This is a genomic window from Blattabacterium sp. (Blattella germanica) str. Bge, from assembly GCF_000022605.2.
In the GTDB taxonomy this organism is placed as follows: Bacteria; Bacteroidota; Bacteroidia; order Flavobacteriales; family Blattabacteriaceae; genus Blattabacterium.
This window is the reverse complement of record NC_013454.1, coordinates 53,356-78,145: the sequence shown is the minus strand read 5'-3', so window position 1 is coordinate 78,145 and position 24,790 is coordinate 53,356. Positions and strand designations below refer to the sequence as shown.

General features: G+C 26.3%; 19 protein-coding genes and 1 pseudogene. 11 read left to right on the top strand and 9 right to left on the bottom strand.

Annotation, left to right across the window (positions count from 1 at the left end):
* The first annotated feature begins 17 nt into the window (after positions 1–17).
* Entirely contained in the window at positions 18–1,052 is a 1,035-nt protein-coding gene (pdxA, locus tag BLBBGE_RS00370; RefSeq protein WP_012840623.1) for a 4-hydroxythreonine-4-phosphate dehydrogenase PdxA, read from the top strand.
* Here pdxA and BLBBGE_RS00365 read toward each other — a convergent pair.
* The gene (locus BLBBGE_RS00365) at positions 1,044–1,277 is read right to left on the bottom strand and encodes a F0F1 ATP synthase subunit epsilon (RefSeq protein ID WP_012840622.1); all 234 of its coding nucleotides are present in this window, start codon (positions 1,275–1,277) and stop codon (positions 1,044–1,046) included. The genes pdxA and BLBBGE_RS00365 overlap by 9 nt on opposite strands.
* Positions 1,274–2,776, bottom strand: coding sequence for a F0F1 ATP synthase subunit beta (gene atpD / locus BLBBGE_RS00360; protein WP_041936671.1), 1,503 nt, complete (start codon positions 2,774–2,776; stop codon positions 1,274–1,276). Before atpD ends, BLBBGE_RS00365 begins: the two co-directional genes overlap by 4 nt.
* A 70-nt stretch (positions 2,777–2,846) precedes the next feature.
* On the opposite strand from atpD, the gene BLBBGE_RS00355 reads away from it, so the two are divergent.
* On the top strand, positions 2,847–3,785 hold the full coding sequence (locus BLBBGE_RS00355; RefSeq protein WP_012840620.1) for a bifunctional riboflavin kinase/FAD synthetase: 939 nt from the start codon (positions 2,847–2,849) through the stop codon (positions 3,783–3,785).
* Positions 3,769–6,369, top strand: coding sequence for a PD-(D/E)XK nuclease family protein (locus BLBBGE_RS00350; protein WP_012840619.1), 2,601 nt, complete (start codon positions 3,769–3,771; stop codon positions 6,367–6,369). Before BLBBGE_RS00355 ends, BLBBGE_RS00350 begins: the two co-directional genes overlap by 17 nt.
* A 28-nt stretch (positions 6,370–6,397) precedes the next feature.
* Here the strand turns inward: BLBBGE_RS00350 and leuB are convergent, their stop codons facing one another.
* The 4 genes from leuB to BLBBGE_RS00330 are packed head-to-tail and all read right to left on the bottom strand — an operon-like array spanning position 6,398 to position 10,654.
* A complete protein-coding gene (gene leuB / locus BLBBGE_RS00345; protein WP_012840618.1) occupies positions 6,398–7,456 on the bottom strand; it encodes a 3-isopropylmalate dehydrogenase in 1,059 nt (352 codons plus the stop codon).
* A gap of 11 nt (positions 7,457–7,467) precedes the next feature.
* The gene (gene leuD / locus BLBBGE_RS00340; RefSeq protein WP_041936670.1) at positions 7,468–8,067 is read right to left on the bottom strand and encodes a 3-isopropylmalate dehydratase small subunit; all 600 of its coding nucleotides are present in this window, start codon (positions 8,065–8,067) and stop codon (positions 7,468–7,470) included.
* Complete coding sequence (gene leuC, locus BLBBGE_RS00335; protein ID WP_012840616.1) at positions 8,064–9,434, bottom strand: 3-isopropylmalate dehydratase large subunit; 1,371 nt, start codon at positions 9,432–9,434, stop codon at positions 8,064–8,066. Before leuC ends, leuD begins: the two co-directional genes overlap by 4 nt.
* 2 nt (positions 9,435–9,436) lie before the next feature.
* Complete coding sequence (locus BLBBGE_RS00330) at positions 9,437–10,654, bottom strand: 2-isopropylmalate synthase (RefSeq protein WP_012840615.1); 1,218 nt, start codon at positions 10,652–10,654, stop codon at positions 9,437–9,439.
* A gap of 143 nt (positions 10,655–10,797) precedes the next feature.
* Between BLBBGE_RS00330 and BLBBGE_RS00325 the strand changes: the two genes are divergently transcribed.
* Positions 10,798–12,345 carry a hypothetical protein gene (locus tag BLBBGE_RS00325; RefSeq protein ID WP_012840614.1) on the top strand — a complete coding sequence of 516 codons (1,548 nt, stop codon included), beginning with the start codon at positions 10,798–10,800 and terminating at the stop codon, positions 12,343–12,345.
* Between the two features lie 403 nt (positions 12,346–12,748).
* Positions 12,749–14,026: pseudogene (gene tyrS / locus BLBBGE_RS00315) on the top strand (tyrosine--tRNA ligase).
* Positions 14,027–14,035: 9 nt separating this feature from the next.
* Here tyrS and era read toward each other — a convergent pair.
* Both era and clpB read right to left on the bottom strand, forming a co-directional pair.
* Positions 14,036–14,914 (bottom strand): GTPase Era, encoded by an 879-nt coding sequence (era, locus tag BLBBGE_RS00310; RefSeq protein WP_012840611.1) that lies wholly within the window; start codon positions 14,912–14,914, stop codon positions 14,036–14,038.
* Between the two features lie 19 nt (positions 14,915–14,933).
* On the bottom strand, positions 14,934–17,573 hold the full coding sequence (clpB, locus tag BLBBGE_RS00305) for an ATP-dependent chaperone ClpB (protein ID WP_012840610.1): 2,640 nt from the start codon (positions 17,571–17,573) through the stop codon (positions 14,934–14,936).
* Between the two features lie 92 nt (positions 17,574–17,665).
* Here clpB and prfB point away from each other — a divergent pair, with 92 nt between their 5' ends.
* The 6 genes from prfB to menD are packed head-to-tail and all read left to right on the top strand — an operon-like array spanning position 17,666 to position 24,194.
* Positions 17,666–18,763 carry a peptide chain release factor 2 gene (gene prfB / locus BLBBGE_RS00300; protein WP_012840609.1) on the top strand — a complete coding sequence of 366 codons (1,098 nt, stop codon included), beginning with the start codon at positions 17,666–17,668 and terminating at the stop codon, positions 18,761–18,763.
* A 29-nt stretch (positions 18,764–18,792) separates the two neighbouring features.
* A complete protein-coding gene (locus BLBBGE_RS00295; RefSeq protein WP_012840608.1) occupies positions 18,793–20,184 on the top strand; it encodes a decarboxylase in 1,392 nt (463 codons plus the stop codon).
* Positions 20,181–21,053: an agmatinase gene (speB, locus tag BLBBGE_RS00290; RefSeq protein ID WP_012840607.1), complete on the top strand. Its 873-nt coding sequence runs from the start codon at positions 20,181–20,183 to the stop codon at positions 21,051–21,053. The genes BLBBGE_RS00295 and speB overlap by 4 nt, the downstream gene beginning before the upstream one ends.
* The gene (gene cmk, locus BLBBGE_RS00285; RefSeq protein ID WP_012840606.1) at positions 21,050–21,763 is read left to right on the top strand and encodes a (d)CMP kinase; all 714 of its coding nucleotides are present in this window, start codon (positions 21,050–21,052) and stop codon (positions 21,761–21,763) included. Before speB ends, cmk begins: the two co-directional genes overlap by 4 nt.
* Positions 21,760–22,494 (top strand): 3-oxoacyl-[acyl-carrier-protein] reductase, encoded by a 735-nt coding sequence (fabG, locus tag BLBBGE_RS00280; protein ID WP_012840605.1) that lies wholly within the window; start codon positions 21,760–21,762, stop codon positions 22,492–22,494. Before cmk ends, fabG begins: the two co-directional genes overlap by 4 nt.
* A 14-nt stretch (positions 22,495–22,508) precedes the next feature.
* Complete coding sequence (gene menD / locus BLBBGE_RS00275; RefSeq protein ID WP_012840604.1) at positions 22,509–24,194, top strand: 2-succinyl-5-enolpyruvyl-6-hydroxy-3-cyclohexene-1-carboxylic-acid synthase; 1,686 nt, start codon at positions 22,509–22,511, stop codon at positions 24,192–24,194.
* Here menD and BLBBGE_RS00270 read toward each other — a convergent pair.
* On the bottom strand, positions 24,186–24,782 hold the full coding sequence (locus BLBBGE_RS00270; RefSeq protein ID WP_012840603.1) for an ElyC/SanA/YdcF family protein: 597 nt from the start codon (positions 24,780–24,782) through the stop codon (positions 24,186–24,188). The genes menD and BLBBGE_RS00270 overlap by 9 nt on opposite strands.
* Between the last annotated feature and the right edge of the window lie 8 nt (positions 24,783–24,790).

The following is a 24,790-nucleotide window of genomic DNA, read 5'->3' as shown; positions in this document are numbered from 1 at the left end:
TTCAAATTAAGTATTAAATGAATTATAGAAAAAAAAAAATTAGAGTGGGATTTACCACAGGTGATATTAACGGAATAGGAATAGAAATTTTTTTAAAAGTATGTCGTAAAAAAAGACTTCTAGATTTTTTTACTCCAGTATTATTTGGATCTACCAAATTGTGTTCTTATTATAAGAAAATTTTAAATATAGAGATAAATCATATTCGAGAAGTTAAAAATTTTAAAGAAATTATTGATCACAAAATTAATGTATTCAATATATGGAAAGAAGATATTAAATTCGAATCAATAAAAATTAATCATCCAGATTCAGTAAAATATCCTATTTCATCTTTAAAAAAAGCTGCCAAATCTTTAAAAGAAGGAAAAATAGACGTTCTTGTGACCGCTCCAGTCAATAAAAAATATATGAATTTTAAAGGTTTTTCATTTTTTGGACATACTGAATATTTACAAAATATTTTGGAAGGAGAATCATTAATGATAATGATTCATGATATTTTAAAAATAGCTTTAGTAACTAATCATTTACCTTTAAAAAAAGTAACTTCGGAATTAAACATAAAAAAAATAATAAAATCAATAAAAATTCTACATCAATCTCTTATTATTGATTTTTCTATAGAAAAACCTAAAATTGCAGTTTTAGGATGCAATCCTCATTCGAGTGATAATGGATTAATAGGAAATGAAGAAAAAACAAAAATCAAACCTGCTATTGATAGTTTATTTCAAAAACAAGGATGGTTAATTTTTGGACCTTATTCTTCAGATGGTTTTTTTGGAAATCAGATTTATCGTAATTTTGATGCTGTTTTAGCTATGTATCATGACCAGGGATTAATTCCTTTTAAAACATTAACTTTTAATCAAGGAGTGAATTTTACAGCTGGTCTTTCTCACATACGAACTTCTCCAGATCATGGAGTTGCCTATGATATAGCTAAAAAAGGAATTGCTAACGAAAATTCTTTTGAAGAGGCTATTTTTAGTGCTATAAAAATATTTAAAAATAGAAAAGAATATATGAAACTGAGTTCTTCAAAATAAGAGAACAATAATTGAATTATTTTTCACTTGCAAAATGCCTTCTTTTATTTTTATTTCAATATTTTCTATTTTTGAATAGAGTTTTATAATTCCATTTTTTAATATGGATATAAAATGAGCATGGTTTTCTAATATTTGAAAATATCCCTGGACTCCAGGAGCTATAATAGAAATTATATTTCTTTGATACAGAATTTTATCACAATCAATAATTTTTACTTTCATAACATCTTTTTTCCAGCCTCTATCACTTTTTCAATGGTTCCTTTTAAATTAAAAGCTATTTCCGGAATGTGATCCAATTCGCCATTTATTATCATATTAAATCCTTTTATAGTATCTTCAATTTTTACGAATTCTCCTTCAATACCTGTAAATTGTTTTGCTACATGAAATGGTTGAGACAAAAAACGTTGAACACGTCTAGCTCTAGAAACTATTAATTTATCTTCTTCACTTAATTCTTCTATCCCTAGAATAGCTATAATATCTTGTAGAGAATTATATTTCTGTAAAATTTCTTTAACGCGTTGTGCACAATTGTAATGATCTTTATCTATGATATCTGGAGACAAAATTCTAGAAGTAGAATCCAAAGGATCTACTGCAGGATAAATACCTAAAGATGCTATTTTTCTGGAAAGAACTGTCGTTGCATCCAAATGAGAAAATGTAATAGAAGGAGCAGGATCTGTTAAATCATCTGCTGGAACATAAACAGCTTGGACTGAAGTAATAGATCCTTTTTTAGTAGAAGTAATTCTTTCCTGCATAGAACCCATTTCTGATGATAAAGTGGGCTGATATCCTACAGATGAAGGAATCCTTCCTAACAAGGCTGAAACTTCTGATCCAGCTTGAGTAAATCGAAATATATTATCTATAAAAAACAAAACATCTTGTCCCTTTTTACCCTCTACATATTGATCTCTATAATATTCAGCTAGCGTTAATCCAGATAAAGCGACTCTAGCTCTAGCCCCAGGAGGCTCATTCATTTGACCAAAGACAAAAGCGGCTTTGGATTCCTTGAGAGCTTCCTTATCTATTTTAGAAATATCCCAATATCCTTTTCTCATAGATTTCATGAAAGAATCGCCATATTTTATTATTCCAGATTCTAACATTTCTCTTAATAAATCATTTCCTTCTCTAGATCTTTCTCCTACTCCTGCAAAAACAGATCTTCCTCCATGTCCTTTTGCAACATTGTTTATTAACTCTTGTATTAACACAGTTTTTCCTACTCCCGCTCCACCAAACAATCCGATTTTTCCTCCTTTAGGATAAGGTTCTATTAAATCTATAACTTTAATTCCTGTATACAATATTTCTGTTTCTGTTGATAAATCTTTAAATGCTGGAGGCTCACTGTGAATAGGTCTAGTAATAGATCTATCTATATCTCCTAATCCATCAATGCAATTTCCCAAAACATTAAAAACTCTGCCATTGATAGATTTTCCTACAGGAACGCTAATTGGTTTTCCCAATACATCTACCTCTTGACCTCTTTGCAATCCATCTGTCACTTCCATAGAAATGCAACGAACATTTTTATCTCCAATATGTTGTTGCACTTCTAGAATTATTTTGTTTTTTTTGGATAAATTGACTTCCAACGCATCATAAATTTTGGGAATAGAATCCGCTTCTTTGAAAGAAACGTCAATTACAGGTCCTATAATTTGAGTGATTATTCCCTTTAGTTTTTTCTTATGCATCATGCAATCCCTTTTTAAAAAATCATAATTCAGTATATTTGTGTAAATGTAAGAGAAAAAAGATAAAATTTTGAAAATTTATTCATTTATTGATGAATTTTCTTCTCTTTTTCCATGTATATTAACTATTGGAATTTTTGATGGGGTTCATATGGGACATAAAAAAATTATTCAAAATTTAATTTTGAGTGCAGAAAAAAAGTATTGTCCCGTTTTGATTACTTTTCATCCACATCCAAAGGAAATATTGAATCCTGGGAAAAAATTCTTCTATTTAAACACTATTTCTGAAAGAATATACAATTTGAAAAAAATAGGAATAGAACATTTGATCGTTCATCCTTTTTCTATAAATTTTTCTAAATTAAGCACAAAAAAATTTTTGAACAAAATTTTACATTCTCAATTTAGAATCAAACAAATTATTACTGGACATGATTCTCATATTGGAAAAAATAGAGATGGTTCTTACGAGGAATTAAAAAAATTATCTCATATTTATGGATTCAAACTTTATCAAGTTGAAGCTTATAAATTGAACAAAAGAATAGTAAGTTCTACTGACATTCGAAAATCTCTTTTATTGGGAAATATACAATGGGCAAATCAAGCATTGGGGTATCTTTATACACTATCCGGAAATGTTATCAAAGGAAAAGGAATAGGAAAAACTATCCAGTTTCCAACTGCCAATTTACAAATTGATTCAAAAAAATTAATTCCAAAAAATGGAGTTTATGCTGTTAAAATTAATTATTTAGATAATATTTATCAAGGAATGTTAAATATAGGATTCAATCCTACTATTGATCAACAAAATCAAAAAATTAATGTAGAAGTGCATATTTTTAATTTTTTTGAAAATATTTATGGAAAAAAAATAGAGATTTCAATAATTCATATGATTCGCGAAGAAAAAAAGTTTAACACACTTCAAGAATTGAAAAAACAAATTGAAAAAGATGAAATAAATATTAAAAAATTTTTTTCTTGTGAAAACAAAAATTGATCAAATTATTCAACATTTTTTATTATCACAAAAAACAAATTTGAATCAAAAATACATATTGATATCAAAAGAACCCTCTGTCATAGAATATATAAAAAATAATTATAAATCAAAATTTAGTTCAGAAACTAGATTTTTTACAATAGTAAAATTTTTCGAAAAAATTTCTGGATTACAAATTTTAGATAATCATTTCATTCTTCTTCATTTTTTTTCTCTTTTAAAAAAAGATGATTTTTTAGATGAAAATTTCAATAGTTTTTTTAATTGGGGGCCTAAAATATTGAATGATTTTCAAAATATAGACATCAATATGATTGATGTGGAACGTTTTTTCTCTTCTATGATTTCTACAGAAAAAATGAAAAAATGGAATTTTAATATTTTAGAAAAAAAAAATTTTTTTTTGGGAAAAATTCATGAATCCTATTATATTTTACAATCTAAACTTTTAAAAAAAGGAATCACTTATCAAGGAATGCTTTTTAAAATAGCTCTTTCTCGTTTAGATTTTTTTTTATCTAAAAATTTCAATACAAAAATTCTTTTGTTTATAGATCTTATATTGAATCAATGTGAAAAAATTTTTGTTCAAAAAGTTATTCAACATAATCATGGGTTTGTTTATAATTTATATGAAAAAAAAATCCCAAAAAATATTTTTGGATCCGAAATTAGAAATCGAAATAAAATAGACAAAACACAAGTCTTTGAAGTTTCCAAAGAAATAGAACAAGTTAAAATTGTAGAAAATATAGTATGTAAATTGGTTAAGAAAGGGAAAAAACCCTGCAATATACTCCTAATTCCAGGAGATAACTCCTTGTTAATTCCACTATTACATTCTATAAAAAAATTAGGAATTAAAATATCTATCAACATAGATTATTCCTTAAAAAATATTCCGATTTATTATACTTTTTATTCTATATTTCAGTTATTATTAAAAAAAGATAAATTTAAAAAATTTACTAAAAAAGATGTCATTAGAGTATTATCTAATGGATATATTCAGAAGTTTTTTCTAAAAAAAAATTCTTTTTTGAAAAAATTAAAAATTGAAAATAATTTAGATTTGATTTCAGAAGACATCATAAAAAAATATTTATTCAAAAATGAATTATGGATTCTTTTTCAAATTCCAACTCATAACACAAAAATTATTCTTCTAAGTCTTATTGGTTTTATTAGAAAAATAAAAGAACAGCTTTTAAAAAATATGAACAAACATTTTTTAGAATTAAGATTTATCTTTAAACTAGAAGTTTATATACAAAAACTAAGAATAATAGTTAGAAAAAAAAAAGACTTATTTTATGGAGGAATCAATGAGGTATTTAATATCTATGAAAAATTTGTCAATACAGAAAGTATACGATATATACGTAAAAATAGAAGTGGATTATATATAACAGGTTTTAAGGATCTTTTTCTTAAAAACTTCGATGTAGCAATCATTACCTCTTTTAATGAAGGAGTTCTTCCCCCAAAAAATCATGAATATTCTTTGATTCCTTTTGATATTCGTAAAAGATTGAAAATTAAAGATTTTAATAATGATATTTATTTTTCTCATTTTATGAGAATTTTACAATTTTCTTCAGAAAGATATTTGATCTATAAAAATCAACCAGATGAAATTAATTCTGGAGAAAAAAGTCGTTTCATTTATCAAATGGAAATAAATTCTAAAATACCAACAAAAAAAATAAATAATCCATTTATTCCTATCAATTTTATAAGATTCCCTATTGTAATTGAAAAAACAAAATCAATCATTCATCGTTTGCATGAATTGATGAGTCAAGGATTCTCTCCTTCTTCTATTCATTTATACAATTATAATCCTCTTTTATTTTATTATAAAAAAATACTCAGTTTAGATGAAACAAAAGAAACTTCTTTTAAAAAAGAAGTAGGACGAGTCATTCATCAAATATTAAAAATTTTATATTCTCCCATAAAAGAAAGTTTTATAACGATAAATAGAATTCATGAAATGAAAAGAATCTCTGAATCTATTGTAAAAAAAGTTCTTTTAGGAAAAGAAAAAATCATTGAAGGAAAATATATGTTATTTTATTTTATAGTAAAGACTTATATAGATAATTTGATTTCATGGGATGAAAAATGTATTCAAAATGGACACAAAATTTTTGTGAAAAAAATAGAATGCAAAGTTTCTACAATATTAAATATTGGATCAAAACAAGTGAATTTGCATGGAATCATTGATCGCATAGATGAATATGATGGAATTCCTCGTATTCTGGATTACAAAATAGGATCTTACAAAAAAAAAGAAATGAATGTTTCTTTAATAAATATTGAAAATATTTTTCAAGATCCCAATTATGGAAATACTATGCAATTACTTATTTATGTTTATTTGTGGTTTAAATCTTCTATTTTTTTTGGAGAAGAAAAAATATCTCCTACCATAGGAATTGTATCACCCGAAAAAAATGGAGAAATATTACAAATTCCTATCAATTTTTTTCATAAAAAAAAAGAAATATTACATATGAAGATTACAGAAAAAAATTTTTACCATTTCTTATTAAAAGAATTTCAGAAATTTTAGATCCAAAAATACCAATTATAGAAAAAATTTATTGATTTCTAATATACTTTTCTATATAATCTCCCACTTCTTCAGTAGTTGAAGAAAACTCTGTATCTATAAGATCTTGTGTACAAATTCTCGCTTCAATAGACTTTTTTACAGCTTCTTCTAAAAGATTTTTTTCTTTATGCATTCCAAAATATTCTAACATCATCGACCCTGAAAGAATACATCCCAAAGGGTTTGCTATATTTTTTCCCTTTGCTTGAGGATAAGATCCATGTATAGGTTCGAACATAGATTTATTATTTCCTATAGAAGCAGAAGGCAATAACCCCAAAGAACTTGCAATTACACTAGATTCATCTGAAAGAATATCTCCAAATAGATTATCTGTTAAAATAATATCAAATTTTTTAGGATTCATAATAATTTGCATAGCCGCATTATCTATATACAAAAAGTCCAGACGAACTCCTGGATAATCTAATGCTATCTTTTGAATGACTTCTCTCCATAATCTAGAAGTTTCTAATACATTTGCTTTATCCACTAGTGTGACTTTTTTTCTTCGTGAAAGTGCTGCTTTAAAAGCCATTTCTCCGATTCTTTCAATTTCTTCTTTGGAATAAATACAATGATCATAAGCAACTTCTCCATTTTGAGAACGACCTTTTTCTCCAAAATAAATACCTCCAGTCAATTCACGATATATTATAAAATCAACTCCATCTAATAATTCCTCTTTTATAGGGGATTTATTTACTTTTGAATGAACCACTATAGGACGAATATTACAATATAAATTCATTCTTTTTCTTAATTTTAAGAGTCCATCTTCAGGTCTCATCCCTCTTGGATTCTTATCATATTTTGCATCTCCTATACATCCAAATAAAACAGCATCTGATTTTAAACAACTATCTATAGTTTCTTCTGGCATTGGGTTTCCAAATTTTTCTATGGCTAAAGATCCAGCCATAGTTTTTTGATAATTAAAATTATGACCATATTTTTTAGCTATAGAATTCAAAATTTTTATTGTTTCTTTCATGACTTCAGGGCCTATTCCATCTCCTTCTATTACAGAAATATTTTTTTTCATATTAATTAAAATTAAAATGGAACACTTTTTCTATTTTTTTCAAAATATTCTACATCTTTTTTTATAGATACTAAAAAATCTATATCATCATAACCATTTAAAAAACAATTCTTTTTATATGGATGTATGTAAAATTGATAAAATTCTCCTGTTTCCATTATTGTAACCTTTTGATTGATTAAATCAACTTTTATTTGAGTTCTGGGATTTTTATTAATGATATCAAATAATTTATTTAAAAAACATTTAGATACTTCTACAGTTAATAATCCATTGTTCAGTGCATTTTCTCTAAAAATATCAGCAAAAAAACTAGATATTATAACTCTAAATCCATAATCGTAAAGAGACCAGGCCGCATGTTCACGACTAGAACCACAACCAAAATTTCTTCCTGATAAAAGAATTTTTCCAAAGAAATTAGAATTATTGAATACAAAATCTTTATTTAAAGATCCATCTTTTTTATAACGCCAATCTATAAAAAGATTTTTTCCACATTCCTCACGTTTAATTTCTTTTAAAAAACGAGCTGGAATAATCTGATCCGTGTCTATATCCTCTATAGGCAATGGAATAGCTTGGCTAATTAACATCGTAAATTTTTTCATGAATGAATGTATTGATTAATATCTACAATTCTTCCTTCAATAGCTATAATAGCAGCTGTTAAAGGACTTGCTAATAACGTTCTCGATCCTGGGCCTTGTCTCCCCTCAAAATTTCTGTTAGATGTAGAAACACAATATTTTCCTGAAGGAATTTTATCTTCATTCATTCCCAAACAAGCAGAACATCCAGGTTGACGAAATTCAAATCCACAATTTTGGAAAATTTTATCTAACCCTTCTTCTTTAGCTTGTTTGACTACCTGATTTGATCCAGGAACTATCATAACACGAACATGACTCGCTTTCTTTTTTCCTTTTACTATAGAAGCTACTAATCTCAAATCTTCTATTCTAGAATTCGTGCAACTTCCTATAAAAATATAATGAATTTTTTTTCCTATTAAAGATTCTCCTGGGTAAAATCCCATATAATTTAAAGATTTCCAATCTATATTCGATTTTGGAATCGATTCAGAAATTTTTATTGCCATCCCAGGATTTGTTCCATAAGTTATCATTGGCTCAATTTCTTCAGCATTGAAAATATATTCCTTATCAAATGTTGTATTTTCATCTGTCATTAAAGATTTCCAATATTCTATTTGTTCTTTCGATTCTTTAAACCCTTTACATTTTTTAATGTAATCAAAAGTAATTTGATCTGGAGCTATTAATCCACCCTTTGCTCCCATCTCAATACTCATATTACAAATAGTCATTCTACCTTCCATACTCATTTTTTGAATGATATCTCCTGTATATTCTATAAAATGTCCTATTCCTGCATCTACTCCCAATTTTGAAATAATATATAAAATGACATCTTTTGGTGTAACTCCTCTCTTTAAATTTCCATTTAGTTGAATTTTCATTTGTTTGGGTTTGGATAACAGTAAACATTGACTAGCCATAACCATTGAAACTTGACTTGTACCAATTCCAAAAGCTATACAGCCAAAAGCTCCATGAGTAGAAGTGTGGCTATCTCCACAAACGATTGTCATACCAGGTAAAGTATGACCTAATTCAGGTCCAATCACATGAACAATTCCATTGTTTTCATCACCCAATTGGTATAACTTAATTCCAAATTTAAGGCAATTATCTGTTAACAAATTTATTTGTTTTCTAGATAAAGGATCTAAAACAGGTAAATGTTGATTTATTGTAGGTACGTTATGATCCGCTGTAGCTACAATTTGTTTAGGTCTAAAAATAGACAAATTTCTTTTTTCTAATTCTAAAAAAGCTTGTGGACTCGTTACTTCATGTATATAATGTCTATCAATATAAATAACATATATTCCATCTTCTAGTTTTTTAACTATATGAGATTCCCAAACTTTATCAAATAATGATTTTGACATTTTTACACTACATTTATTCTTCTGTTACTAGTACTAGCATTGGTATGCAATATCTTGTTATTCATGTTCGAATTCGCTTTTTCCAATATCGTTTTTAATTCCCTATCAGTAATTTCTTTTTTTTCATCAGCATATTTTAAAAAAATAGAATAAATCAAATCTAAAGATTTTTTGCTTAAAAAATAACCCAATTTTTTATAACGATAAGCTAAAGCAGCTCTTCCACTTCTAGCTGTTAGAATAATTGAAGACTGATCTATTCCAACATCTTCTGGATTAATACTTTCATAAGTTTCTCTTCTTTTTATCACTCCATCTTGATGAATTCCTGATGAATGAGAAAATGCATTGACTCCTACAATAGCTTTATTAGCTTGTACACTCATTCCTGTGCATTCAGACACTAAATGGCTTATAGAAGAAATAAGTTTTGTATTTATATTAGTAAACAAATTCAAATGAGAATTTTGTTTAATAATCATAACTATTTCTTCCAAAGAAGTATTACCAGCTCTTTCTCCAATCCCATTAATTGTACATTCCACTTGTTGTGCTCCATTTATTATCCCAGACAAAGAATTTGCTGTAGCCAATCCCAAATCATTATGACAATGAGTAGACAACGTTATTTTATGAATTCCTTTAACATTTTCTTTTAAAAAGTTAATTTTATCTCCATATTCTTCTGGGAGACAATATCCTGTTGTATCAGGAATGTTAATAACAGTAGCTCCATACTTTATCACATTTTCACAAACTTTTGCTAAAAATTCATTTTCTGTACGGCCTGCATCCTCTGCATAAAATTCAACATCTTCTACAAACTTCTTTGCATATTTTACAGCATGAATAGCTCTTTCTATAATTTGATCCGGAGTACTATTGAATTTATAACGAATATGACAATTAGATGTTCCTATCCCTGTATGAATTCTTGGTCTTTTAGCATGTTGTAAGGCTTTTCCGGCTATCTCTATATCTTTTTCTACAGCTCTGGATAACGCACAAACCACAGTTTTTGAAACGGATTTACAGATTTCTTGAACAGATTGATAATCTCCTGGACTTGAGGTAGGAAATCCAGCTTCAATTACATCGACTCCTAAAGCTTCTAATCTTTTAGCTATTTTTATTTTTTCTTTAGTATTTAATTTGCACCCAGGTACCTGTTCTCCATCTCGCAAAGTTGTATCAAAAATTTGTATTCTTTTTTTTTCCATATCATTAGATTATTTGATAATATCAAAACTATTTTTTCCAAAAAGAAAATAGAAACAAATTATTTTAATACTTACAATATCTAATTGTCAGAATTATTTTCTATTTTTCTATTTATCAAACCAAATATTATTATACAATTACAATGTCTAACTACAATAAATCAGATCATCTTCTTTTATTAATTCAAACTTTATCAAAATCAGAAAAAAGAAATTTTAAACTTTATGCCAGTAGAACAAAACGAAATAAATGTGCTAAGTTTATGAAACTTTTTGAAGTTATGAGAAAAATAAATTCTTATGATGAAAAAAAAATATTAAAAAACACTCCTATAAGCAAAATGCAATTGTCTAATGTAAAGGCTCATTTATATCAACAAATTTTGATTAGTCTTAAGTTACTACACACTGAAAAAAATCATGATATACAAATACGTGAATATTTAAATTTTGCTCAGATTTTATACAATAAAGGTTTATACATACAAAGCTTAAAATTATTAGGAAAAGCAAAAATTATTGCCAGATGTTATGAATATAATACGATTCTTTTAGAATTAGTTGAATTTGAAAAAATGATAGAATCTCAACATATAACTAGAAGTCTTTATTCTAGATCTGGAGAATTATCAGCAGAATCTAAAGAATTGATTGAAAAAATTCAATGTAACAATGCTTTATCTAATCTTTCTCTGGAATTGTATGGTTTGTATTTAAAAGTAGGATATGTAAGAAATGAAAAAGACAAAATATTTATAGAAACATATTTTCGTACAAATCTTCCAAAATTTGATATTGAGAAACTTAGTTTTTATGAAAAATTGTTTTTATATCAGGCTCAAGTATGGTATCATTACATTCGACAAGATTTTATCATGTGCTATAGATCATCTTATAAATGGGTGGAATTATTTCAAAATCATATAAAAGCAAAAAAAATAGCTCCTGTTAGTTACTTAAAAGGATATCATTATTTATTAGATACCTTATTTTATTTGAATCATTACTCAAAGTTTACTGATGTATTAAAACAATTTGAAAAGGAAGTTAAAAATGGAGAAATTCTTGTAAATGGAAACACCAAAATATTAATTTTTATGTATACATATACTAATCGTATTAACAAACATTACATGGAAGGAAGTTTTTCAGAAGGGGTTAAAAAAATTCTTCCATCATTATTTATGGATTTCAAAAAAATCTACAATCGTTTAGATTCTCATTACATTATGGTTCTTTATTACAAAATCGCTTGTTTGTATTTTGGAAGCGGGGACAATGAAAATACCATTCGGTATTTGTCAAAAATCATGGAAAATAAGAAAAAAAATTTACGACAAGATTTACAATGTTTTGCCAGACTCCTACATTTAATTGCTTGTTACGAAAGTGGATTAGATGAAAATATGGATCAAAAGATTCAGTCCGCATACAGATTTTTTATTCAAATGGATGATTGGTATATCGTGCAAAAAAAAATTATTCATTTTTTTAAGAACCTGGGAAATGTGTATCCACATCAAATCAAAGGTCAGTTTAAAAAATTAAGAGATAAATTAATTAAATATTATGATCATCCTTATGAAAAGAGAACTTTCCTTTATTTAGACATTATTTCTTGGCTGAATTCTAAAATAGAAAATAAATCCGTGGAAATCATTATACAAGAAAAATATCTAAAAAATAAATAAAACACTTATGTTGATAAAAATAGAGTTCTAAAAAAGAGTATCATAAAATATGATAAAACAAAATTACAAAAAATTCTTAATAAAAAAAAATTAGAAAAATCATCATATTCAATCATTAAAATAATAAAAATGAAAATACCAAAAAACAACTTAATTATACCACATAATACATAAATACATGTAGTTCTTTTAGATTTATTTATACTTGCAAACAAACAAATAAAAAACAAAAAACTACTAAAAGGCAACAAAAAAATATATGTTTTTAATATGAAAAGAAAATCTTTTCTAAAAAAAAGAATGCTTAAAATAATATGTATTAAACTAAAAAAGAAAGTGTAAAAATTATATCCTATGATCTTTTTTCTCATTTATTTAACTATTATTTAGATACAGATACTACATGCAAAAAAATATCATTGAAGAACTCTCATGGAGAGGTTTAATAAAAAATAAAGTTCCTGGGATAGAAAATCAATTAAAAAAACCTATCACAATGTATATAGGATTTGATCCAACATCTGATTCTCTTCATTTAGGAAGTTTGCTCCCTCTTATTATTCTCATTCATTTTCAAAAAATGGGACACAAATCCTTAGTACTGATTGGTGGAGCTACAGGTTTTATCGGCGACCCTTCTGGAAAAGAAAATAGTAGAATTTTACTGGATAAAGAAATTTTGCAAAAAAATACGGAATCTATAAAAAATCAAATTTTAAAACTTCTTAAAGTTCATTCAGAAGAAACAGAATTATTAAATAATTTGGATTGGATTCAAAATGTTTCTTTTTTAGAATTTATTCGTGATATTGGAAAATATTTTACCGTGAATCATATGATTTCTAAAGATTCTGTAAAAAAAAGAATTAATGATAAAAAAAACGGAATTTCTTTCACTGAATTTTCTTATTCACTTATACAAGGATACGATTTTTTATATTTAAATCAAATGAGAAATTGTCTATTACAAATAGGTGGATCTGATCAATGGGGGAATATCACAACAGGTATAGAATTAATAAGAAAAAAAACAGGTAAAAAAGTATATGGATTTACTTTTCCTTTAATAACAAAACCTAATGGAATCAAATTTGGAAAAAGTGAAAAAGAAGAAAATATATGGTTAGATAAAAGTAAAACGACTCCATACAAATTCTATCAATTCTGGATAAATATTTCTGATTTTGAAATTGAAAAATATGTCAAAATATATACTTTTCTTTCTAAGGAAAAAATAGATCAATTAATTATTCAACACAAGAAAAATCCAAGTCAAAGATTTTTGCAAAAAAAACTAGCTTATGAAATGACAAAATGGGTTCATGGAAATTTAATTTCAGAAGAAATCATGAAAATCACAAATGTATTATTTCATAATAAAAATGAAACTTTACAATTATTAAATGAAGAAACTCTGATTTCCATATACAATCATATTCCACACATGATTCTTTCTTTTGAAGAATTTCAAAAAGGAATTTTTTATTAGATCTTTTAAAAAAAAGTGGTTTTTTTTGATTCAAAAAGTAAAGCAAATCGTGCGATAAAAGCAAATTCAATTTATTTAAATAAAATTCTAACAAAAGAAAATATTTTGCTTAAAAAAAAGAACATTATAGAAAAAAAATATATTCTACTACAATTTGGTAAAAAAGAATTTTTCATGATAAAAATTGAATGAATAATGAATTCAGTATCCAAAAAATTTTAATTTTTTATAGTCATATCGCCAATATGGAGAAACTTTCACGTAAAGATTTAATTTAATCTTTGTTCTCAAAAAAGATTCTATACTTTTAATAGAAAAAAACTTCAATTTTTTAAGACTATCTCCTCTTTTACCAATTAAAATTCCTTTTTGAGAATTTCGTTCCACATATATATAAGATAATATATATATGAAAGTTTTTTCTTTTTTAAAAAGTATTGTATTTATTTCTACAGAATAAGGAATTTCTTTTTGTATAAAAAAATATTTTTCTCTAATTATTTCATTGACAAAAAAACGTTTAGATCTGTTGCTTAAAAATTCTTTAGAATAGTAAGGTGGATGTTCAGATAATAAGTCTATAATTTTATTCATCAAAAGATCTTGATTCATTTTTTTTAATGCAGATATTGGTAATATTTCTGAATTAGGAAATAATTTATGCCAATGATTAATTGCATCATATAATACGTATTCTCTATATTTTATTCCTATTTGATCTATTTTATTTATTAATATAATAATAGGAACATTTGTTTTTTTAATTTCATTGAATATTGGTATATTTTCTAGTTTTCCAATTTCTGTTAGGAACAAAATAATATCTGCATCTTCTAATGCTTTTTCTACATACTGCATCATAATTTTTTGCATAGGGTAAACAGGATCGATTATTCCTGGAGTATCAGAAAATATGATCTGAAAATTAGATTCATTAATAATTCCCAATATTCTATGACGAGTAGTTTGTGGTTTATATGTTGTTATAGATAGCTTTTCTCCTACTAAAGAATTCATTAAGGTAGATTTCCCAGTATTGGGAAATCCTATAATATTAACAAAACCAGATTTGTGAATCACTATTTTTTATCATTATCATTTATTCTGAATGAATATTGACATTTTCTAACTTTTCTGATTGACGAAATACAATTCCTTGTTCTTTAAAAAAATCTATCAATATTTTATGATTTTCCTGTACTTTTCCTCCAAGTATTTCTTTGGAAAGATTATTTAAAATGTCATGTTGAATAACTCTTTTTAAAGGTCTAGCTCCAAAATGAGAATCATATCCTTTTTCTGATAAATATTCTATAGCTTCATGAGTAGATTCTATATGAATATTTTTCTTATTTAATAATAAATCTCCTAATTTTTTCATTTGCAACTTCACAATATCTCTAATTTCTTTTCTAGAAAGAGGTTTAAACAGAATAATTTCATCAATCCGATTAATAAATTCAGGTTTTACAATATTTCTTAACAAATCTATTAAAGCTTTTTTTGTAGCTTCCATTCTATTATAAGTATAAGAAATTTCTTGATCTAAATTATCCTGAATAATGTCCGCTCCTATATTAGAAGTCATAATAATAATAGTATTTGTAAAATTGACTGTTCTTCCTTTATTATCTGTTAATCTTCCATCATCTAAAACCTGTAAAAGAATATTCAAAATGTCTGAATGTGCTTTTTCTATTTCATCTAATAAAATAACACTATAAGGACGTCTTCGTATAGCTTCTGTTAATTGTCCACTCTCATCATAACCTATATATCCAGGAGGAGCTCCTATAAGTCGGCTTACAGAATGACGTTCTTGATATTCACTCATATCTATGCGAACCATGTTGTTTTCGTCATCAATAAAATATTCTGCTAAGGTTTTAGCAAGTTCTGTTTTTCCTACTCCGGTACTTCCCATAAAAAGAAAAGATCCTATAGGTCTTTTTTCATCTTGCAATCCAGCTCTTGAACGCCGTATTGCATCTGCTACAGACTGAATTGCATCATTTTGTCCAATGACTCTTCTATGTAATTCTTTCTCCAAAAATAATAATTTTTCTCTCTCGCTTTGCAACATTTTAGTAATTGGGATCCCAGTCCATTTAGATACAACTTGAGCAATATCTTCTCTAGATACTTCTTCTTGGATCATTTTTTTTCCCTTATTTTCCTGTTTTTTTAATTCATTTTCAAAATATTTTACTTTATTTTCTTCTTCTTTTATTTTTCCATATCTTAATTCTGCTACTTTTCCATAGTCTCCTGATCTTTCCGCTTGTTCAGCTTCAAATTTATAATTTTCTATTTTATCCTTAGCTTTTTGTATTCCTTCAACTAAATCTTTTTCATTTTGCCATTGAGCTTGTAATTGAATTTTTTTTTCATTTAATTTTAACAATTCCTTTTTTAAAGGAATCAACTGTTTTTCATCATTTTCTCTTTTCAAAGCTTCAATTTGTATTTCCATATGCATAATTTTTCTATGCAATACATCTAATTCTTCTGGTTTTGAATTAATTTCCATTCTTAACTTTGAAGCCGCTTCATCAATAAGATCTATAGCTTTATCAGGCAAAAATCGTTCATTAATATAACGTCTCGATAACTCAACAGCTGATATAATAGACTCATCTTTAATTCTCACTTTATGATGACTCTCATATTTTTCTTTAATTCCACGCAATATCGATATAGCGTCAGATACAGAAGGTTCATTTACATACACTTGTTGAAATCTTCTTTCTAAAGCTTTATCTATTCTAAAATATTTTTGATATTCATTTAAAGTAGTAGCGCCTATTGCCCTAAGCTCTCCTCTCGCTAATGCTGGTTTTAAAATATTTGCGGCATCCATAGCTCCTTCTCCACCTCCTGCCCCCACCAAAGTATGAATCTCATCAATAAATAAAATAATTTCTCCATCTGAATAGGTAACTTCTTTTACGACAGCTTTCAGACGTTCTTCAAATTCTCCTTTATATTTTGCTCCTGCAATCAAAGAAGCCATATCTAAAGAAAAAACTTTCTTATTTTTTAAATTATCAGGAATATCTCCACTAATAATACGATGTGCTAATCCTTCAGCAATAGCGGTTTTTCCTACTCCTGGTTCCCCAATTAAAATTGGATTATTTTTTGTTCTTCTAGATAATATTTGTAGAACTCTACGAATTTCTTCATCACGTCCAATAACGGGATCCAATTTTCCTTTTGAAGCCCATGCATTAAGATTTTTTGCATATTTATCCAAAGCATTATAAGTATTTTCTACTGTAGAAGAAATCACATTTCCACTTATTTTTCTGATACTTTCAATAATTTCTTTAATATTTTTTTCTGTAACTCCTTGATCTTTTAACAATTGAGAAGTTTTATCTGAAATCATAAAAATTCCATAAAAAATATGCTCTACAGAAATAAATTCATCTTTTAACGTTTGAGCATAATTTTCTGCTATATTTAACATTTTTGTTACATGAGAACTCAAATGTTGAGTAAAAGATCCACTTATTATTTTTGGATAAGAAGAAATAACACGATCTAATCCAGCCTTTATGGATTGAGGAGTTACTTTTAATTTTTTCAAAAGAAAAGGTATTATATTTTCCTCCATCTTTAAAATGGATTTCAAAATATGTGCAGTTTCAATAGACTGTTGATTGTTTTTTAGTGCAATATGTTGGGCTTCCTGTATTATCTCTTGAGATTTTATAGTAAACTTATTCGAATTCATAAATGTGTTTTGTTTCAGTTAAGTTTGCTTCTTTGAAAATTATGTAATATAAAAAAAAGCATAGTTTTTGAAAAATATTTATTTTCGTACATATGATAAAAAAAGAAGAAATTCAATCTATTTCAGAAAAAATTCATAGGATGCATGATGTTCTGAAAATAGATCAAATCAAAGCTATTCTTGATAAAGAACAAAACCAAATATTGAATCCTAATTTTTGGAAAGATTATAAAAAATCCAAAGATTCTATCAGATCTCTCCATGAAATGAAAACAAGCATAAAAGATTTCATGAAATTGAAAAACGCTTTGGAAGAATTAGAAATAATATTTTCTTTTTCTAAAGAAGAAAATTTAGAAAAAGAATTAGAGATCCAATTTCATAAAACTATGAAATTACTTTCAAATATAGAATTCAAAAATTTACTATCAGAAAAAGAAGATTCTTTGAACGCTATTTTACAAATTTCTTCCGGAGCAGGAGGAACTGAAAGTTGTGATTGGACTTCCATGTTAATGAGAATGTATTTCATGTGGGCTGAAAAACACAATTTTTCCGTTAAAAAAATTAATTTTATATCTGGAGATATTACTGGCATAAAATCTGTTACTCTAGAAATAGATGGAATTTATGCTTTTGGATATTTAAAAGGAGAAAATGGGGTCCATAGATTAATACGTATATCTCCATTTGATAGTAATTCAAAACGTCACACTTCTTTTTCTTCTGTTTATGTTTATCCTATGATAAATGACAATATAGATATAGATATTAAAACTTCTGATATTCAATGGGAAACTTTTAGATCAAGTGGAGCAGGAGGACAAAATGTCAATAAAGTTGAAACAGGAGTTAGACTACGTCATCATCCAACAGGAATTACAATAGAAAATACAGAGTCTCGTTCACAAATGCAAAACAGACAAAAAGCTTTACTTCTTTTGAAATCTAGATTATTTGAGATAGAAATGATTAAAAAAAATGAAAAAAAAGAAAAAATAAAATCCGAAAAAAAGAAGATAGAATGGGGTTCTCAAATTCGAAATTACATCATGCATCCTTACAAATTAGTAAAAGATTTAAGAACAGGTTATCAAACTACACAAATTCAATCAGTAATGGATGGAGAAATAGATACTTTTTTAAAAAAATTCTTAATGTATAAAAAAAACAAAGAAAATCAAATTTAATTTAACTATTTTATTTATATTCGATTTTCATGAAAATTCGTTATGCTGATCTCATAGATCAAACTTTTGATTTTCCTACTGAGGAGTTTTCTATTAAAAACAACTTATTAGAGTTTCATGGAATTCCATTGATGGATCTGATTCAAAAATATGGTACTCCATTACAATTTACATATTTACCAAAAATATCTCAAAATATAAAAAAAGCTAGAAAATGGTTTGAAAAAGCTATTTATTCCAATCAATATAATAACAAATATACTTACTGTTATTGCACAAAAAGTTCTCATTTTTCTTTTGTATTAGAAGAAGCTTTAAAAAATAACATCAGCATTGAAACTTCATATGCTTATGACATAGAAATTGTCAAAAATCTTTATCAAAAAGGTAAAACGAATAAAAACATTGAAGTTATATGTAATGGATTTAAAACAAAAAATTATATTGAAAATATATCGGAATTAATCAATTCCGGTTTTTATAATACAATTCCTATATTAGATAATTCCGATGAATTAGAAAAACTGAATTTAACTATCAATTTTCCTTTTAAATTAGGTATACGCATAGCTTCTGAAGAAGAACCAAAATTTGAATTTTATACTTCTCGATTAGGAATCGGATACAAGGATATTATTGTTTTTTATTTAAACAAAATAAAAAACAATCCAAAAGTGGAATTAAAAATGTTGCATTTTTTCATAAATACAGGAATAAAAGATACTGCTTATTATTGGAATGAGCTTTTTAAATGTTTGCATATTTATGCTGGATTAAAAAAAATAGCACCAGAATTGGATATTCTGAATATAGGAGGTGGTTTTCCGATAAAAACATCTATGTCTTTCAATTATGATTATGAATATATGGCAAATGAAATCGTTTATCAAATAAAGAAATTTTGTCAAGAAGAGAATGTTTCAGACCCTCATATATATACAGAATTTGGAGCCTATACAGTAGGAGAAAGTGGAGGAATTTTATATAAAATACTTAGTCAAAAACGTCAGAATGATAGAGAAAAATGGAATATGATAGATAGTTCTTTTATGACGACACTTCCTGATACTTGGGCTATCAGTAGAAGATTCATTATGATGGCTATCAATCGTTGGAATGATTGTTACGAAAGAGTTTTTTTAGGAGGATTAACGTGTGATAGTGATGATTATTATAATTCAGAACAACACATGAACGCTATATATCTTCCTTGTTTTCGTAAAAAAACTCCACTTTATATCGGTTTTTTCAATACTGGAGCTTATCAAGATACAATTAGTGGATATGGAGGGGTCCATCATTGTTTAATACCACAACCTATTCATGTGTTGATCAATCATGACGAAAAAAATAATTTGGTATATAGAATATTTCGTAAATCACAGAGACCTGAGGAAATATTAAAAATATTAGGTTATTGAAAAAACATTATAAAAAAAAAACTTTTGCAGGAATATCTGAAAAATATGCTACACTTGAAACATCTAAAATTGTACTGATTCCTGTTCCATATGATTCTACTCAAACATGGAAAAAAGGTTCTCGAAAAGGACCTAAAGCATTTTTATCTGCAGCAAAACATATGGAGTTGTATGATATTGAAACCGATTCAGAAGTATATAAAAAAGGAATTTTTCTTGTATCTCCCATTGTAAATCATTCAATATCCTCTAAAAAAATGGTTCAAAAAGTATACAATACTACAAAAAAGTACCTTTTCAAAGAAAAATTTGTAACCCTTATAGGAGGAGATCATTCTATATCAATAGGAAGCATTAGAGCTTTTGGAGAAAAATATCCAAATTTAAGTATTCTTCACATGGATGCACATATAGATTTACGTCCTGTATATAAAGGAAATCCGTACAATCATGCATGTTCCATGTATGAAGCATCTAGAAAATATCCTTTAATACAAATAGGTATTCGTAGCATGGATATACTTGAAAAAAAATTCCTTCAAAAAGGAAACGTTTTTTATATGCATGAAATTTATAAAAACGATCTATGGATGAAAAAAGCTATTCAAAAACTATCAAAAAATGTATTTATTAGTATAGATATAGACGTTTTTGATCCAAGTATAACTCCTTCTACTGGAACTCCAGAACCTGGAGGATTGGATTGGTATACAACTTTAAGATTTTTCAAAAAAGTTTTTCAAAAAAAGAAAATCATAGGTTTTGATATTGTTGAACTTTTACCCGACGAAAAAGAATCCTCCACAGATTTTTTAGCTGTTAAACTTTACTATAAATTACTATCATATAAATATGAATTAACTATATGAACCAGAACCATAAAATTATTATAGCTATAGATGGGTATTCTTCATCTGGAAAAAGTACTTTAGCAAAAAAAATATCTAATATACTAAAATATAAATATATAGACACCGGGGCTATGTATAGAGGAATTACTTTATTAGCTATTAGAAATAGAATTTTTGATAGCGATTTATGGAATATACGAAATTTTATGCCTGTTTTGAGAGATGTTCATTTTAAATTTATATGGAACAACAAACTTAATAAAACAGATATTTTTTTAAATGAAGAAAATATACAATCTGAGATTCGATCATTGAAAGTTACAAAAAAAGTAAGTTTAATAGCACAAATCCCTGAAATTCGTGAAAAATTAACTATTATACAAAAAAATTTTGGAGAAGAAAAAGGAATTGTTATGGATGGAAGAGATATTGGTTATTCAGTTTTTCCTAAATCGGAGTTAAAAATATTTATGAAAGGATCTATAGAAGTTCGTTCTTTTAGAAGATACCTAGATCTTCAAAAAAAAGGAGAAAAAGTTTCTTATGAGGAAGTCAAAAAAAATATTATTCATAGAGATATTCTGGATACTTCCAGAAAAATTTCTCCGCTAAAAAAATCCATAGACTCTCTAGAAATAGATAACACGTATCTAAGCATAGAAGATCAACTAAATTTGGTCTTTCAATTAATAAATCGAATCAAAAAAAACAACCAGATTATTATATGAAATTATTAAATGGAAAAATAGCTATAGTTACAGGAGGTTCAGGAGATATAGGAAAATCTATAGTAAAAACTTTTGTACAACATGGAGCTCATGTTATTTTTACATTTTTTTCCTCAATCAAGGAAGCTCAAAAATTGGTTTTAGAACTTAAAAATTCGGTAGAAACATATCAAATTGATCTTTCAGATTTGAATTCTTCAGAAGATTTAGTAGAAAAAGTTATAAAAAAATACGGAAACATAGATATATTAGTAAATAACGCTGGTGTTATAAAAGATAATTTTTTATTGAAAACATCTAAAAATGATTGGGATTACGTGATCAAAACTAATCTTTATTCTGTTTTCAATTTGACTAAGTCTGCCATTTATCCTATGATGAAACAAAAAAAAGGAAGTATTATTAATATGAGTTCTGTTATAGGATTAACAGGAAATATTGGGCAATCTAATTATGCAGCATCTAAAGCAGGAATTATTGGATTCACTAAATCAATAGCTAGAGAGTTAGGAAAAAAAAATATTCGTTGCAATGCTATAGCTCCTGGTTATATTGCTACAAAAATGAATTCTCATTTTATATCTAAAATCAAAGAAAACTGGATAAAAAACATTCCATTAAGAAGACCAGGTAGTCCTCAAGACATAGCTAATTGCACCTTATTTCTTGCTTCAGATTTATCTAATTATATTACCGGTTCTGTATTAAATGTAAATGGAGGATTAATTTAAATCATCATTTGAAAATGTATTCAAATAAAAAAATTGTACAAAGTTTAGGTGAAATTTTAAAAAAAAATACCATATTTCATATTATTATATCTCCAGGATCTAGAAATGCTCCTATCATTATCCATTTTGCACAATATAAAAATTTTAAAACTTACAGTATTGTAGATGAACGTTGTGCTGGTTTTTTTGCATTAGGAATCGCACAACAAATCAGAAAACCCGTAGTCCTTAGTTGTACTTCTGGATCTGCAGTAGTCAACTATTATCCTGCAGTAACAGAAGCTTTTTATCAAAATATACCACTGATTTTGGTAACTGCAGATCGTCCTAAAGAAATGATAGGGATTTTTGAGGGGCAATCAATTCATCAGGAAAACATTTTTCAAAAACATGTAGAAACATCTGTTCAATTAACAGAAAATGAATCTAAATTAGGGATATGGTACAATGAAAAATTGATTAATGAATCTATAAACAAATGCATTTTAAAAAATAAACCTATACATATTAATATTCCTTTTTCAGAACCTCTCTATCAAACAACAAATCAATTACAAGTCAAACCTAAAATCATAAAAACTCTACCTATAAAAAATTATTGTATTCAAAAAACATTTAAATATTATAAAAAAGAACAATATCTGTGGAAAAAATATAAAAAAAAAATGATTTTATTAGGATTGCATTATCCAGAAAAAAACATGGAAAAGATTTTGAGAAAATTAAGTTTAGATCCATCTGTTATTATTTTGACAGAAACAACATCTCATGTATACGGAAAATTATTTTTTTCAAACATAGATCAACTTATTTTTAATATGACTGTTAAAGAGTGGATAAATTTGAAACCTCATATTCTATTAACTATTGGAGTTAATATTATATCCAAAAAAATTAAATTTTTTTTGAGAAAATATCCTCCAATTTATCATTGGCATATAGGAGAAAATTATAAAAATTATCCAGATACTTATTATAAATTAACGACTTATTGGTCTATGACTTTGGAATCCTTTTTTAAAATTTTTCATAATTCCAATCTATCTGTTTCGGATTACAGATATAAGTGGGAAAAATTAAGAAAAAAAAGAATCAAAAAACATAAATTATTTTTAAAAAAGAAAAAGTTTTTCAGATTTAAAAGTTCTTTTTTTGTATTCAAAGCTATTCCTAATAATTCCATTCTCCAATTAGGAAATAGTATGATAATAAGATATTATGAACTTTTTCATAAAAAAAATAGTACTGTTCAATCTTATTGTAATCGTGGAACCTCAGGAATAGACGGATGTGTTTCAACTGCTATAGGTTCTGCAGTCAGTAGCAAAAAAGGAGTCACATTAATCATTGGAGACATAAGTTTTTTTTATGACAGTAATGCTTTATGGAACAATTATATTCCAAATAATTTTCGTATAATACTTATTAATAATGGAGGAGGAAACATTTTCAGATTCATATCAAAAATCAAATTTCCTAAAAAAATTTTCAATTTTTTCGAAACAAAACATATTCTTTCTGCAGATAAAATATGTGAAATGTACAATTGGAAATACGAAAAGGTTTCTAATCAACACACTTTAAAAAACAGTTTATCTTTTTTTTGGAAAAAATCAGATAGGCCTAGTCTTCTAGAAATAGATACTCATAAGTATAAAAATGCAGAAATTTTAAAAAAATACTTATCTTATCTATCCTGATTTTTTAAATATCAAAAAAATATCCCACAAAGCTTTAACTCTAGCGAAAACTTCTCTAAGTTGTATTTTACTATCAAAAGTAAGGTTTTTAGCATTGAAACCAATAACATCTAATCCTAAACAATTTCCAATAAAAATAGCTCTTTCATTGTGAAATTTTTGAGATATAATTGTAAATTTTTTTTGATTAAAAATTTTATAAACCCTTAAAACAGAATGTAAAGTATTAATTCCATAGAGATCTTCATATATAAAATGAGAAGGAATTCCTTTTTTTATTAATTCCTTTTTCATCATTTTTGGTTCATTATAATTTTTTTCTCTATTATCTCCACTTACAATGATGTAACGTATTTTTTTATGATGAAAAAGAGAACAAGCTGCATCAATTCTATACTTAAAATAAGCATTTACACCACCTCCATGTAAATATTTAGAAGTGCCTAAAACGACACCAAATGTGTTATATGGAATATAATCTATATAATCATAATTCTTTCTTATTGACCATAAACTGATTCCAATATAACAAGAAAAAATAAATGAAATTATAACGAAAAATATGCGTTTTATTTTTGATTGATACAATCATATTA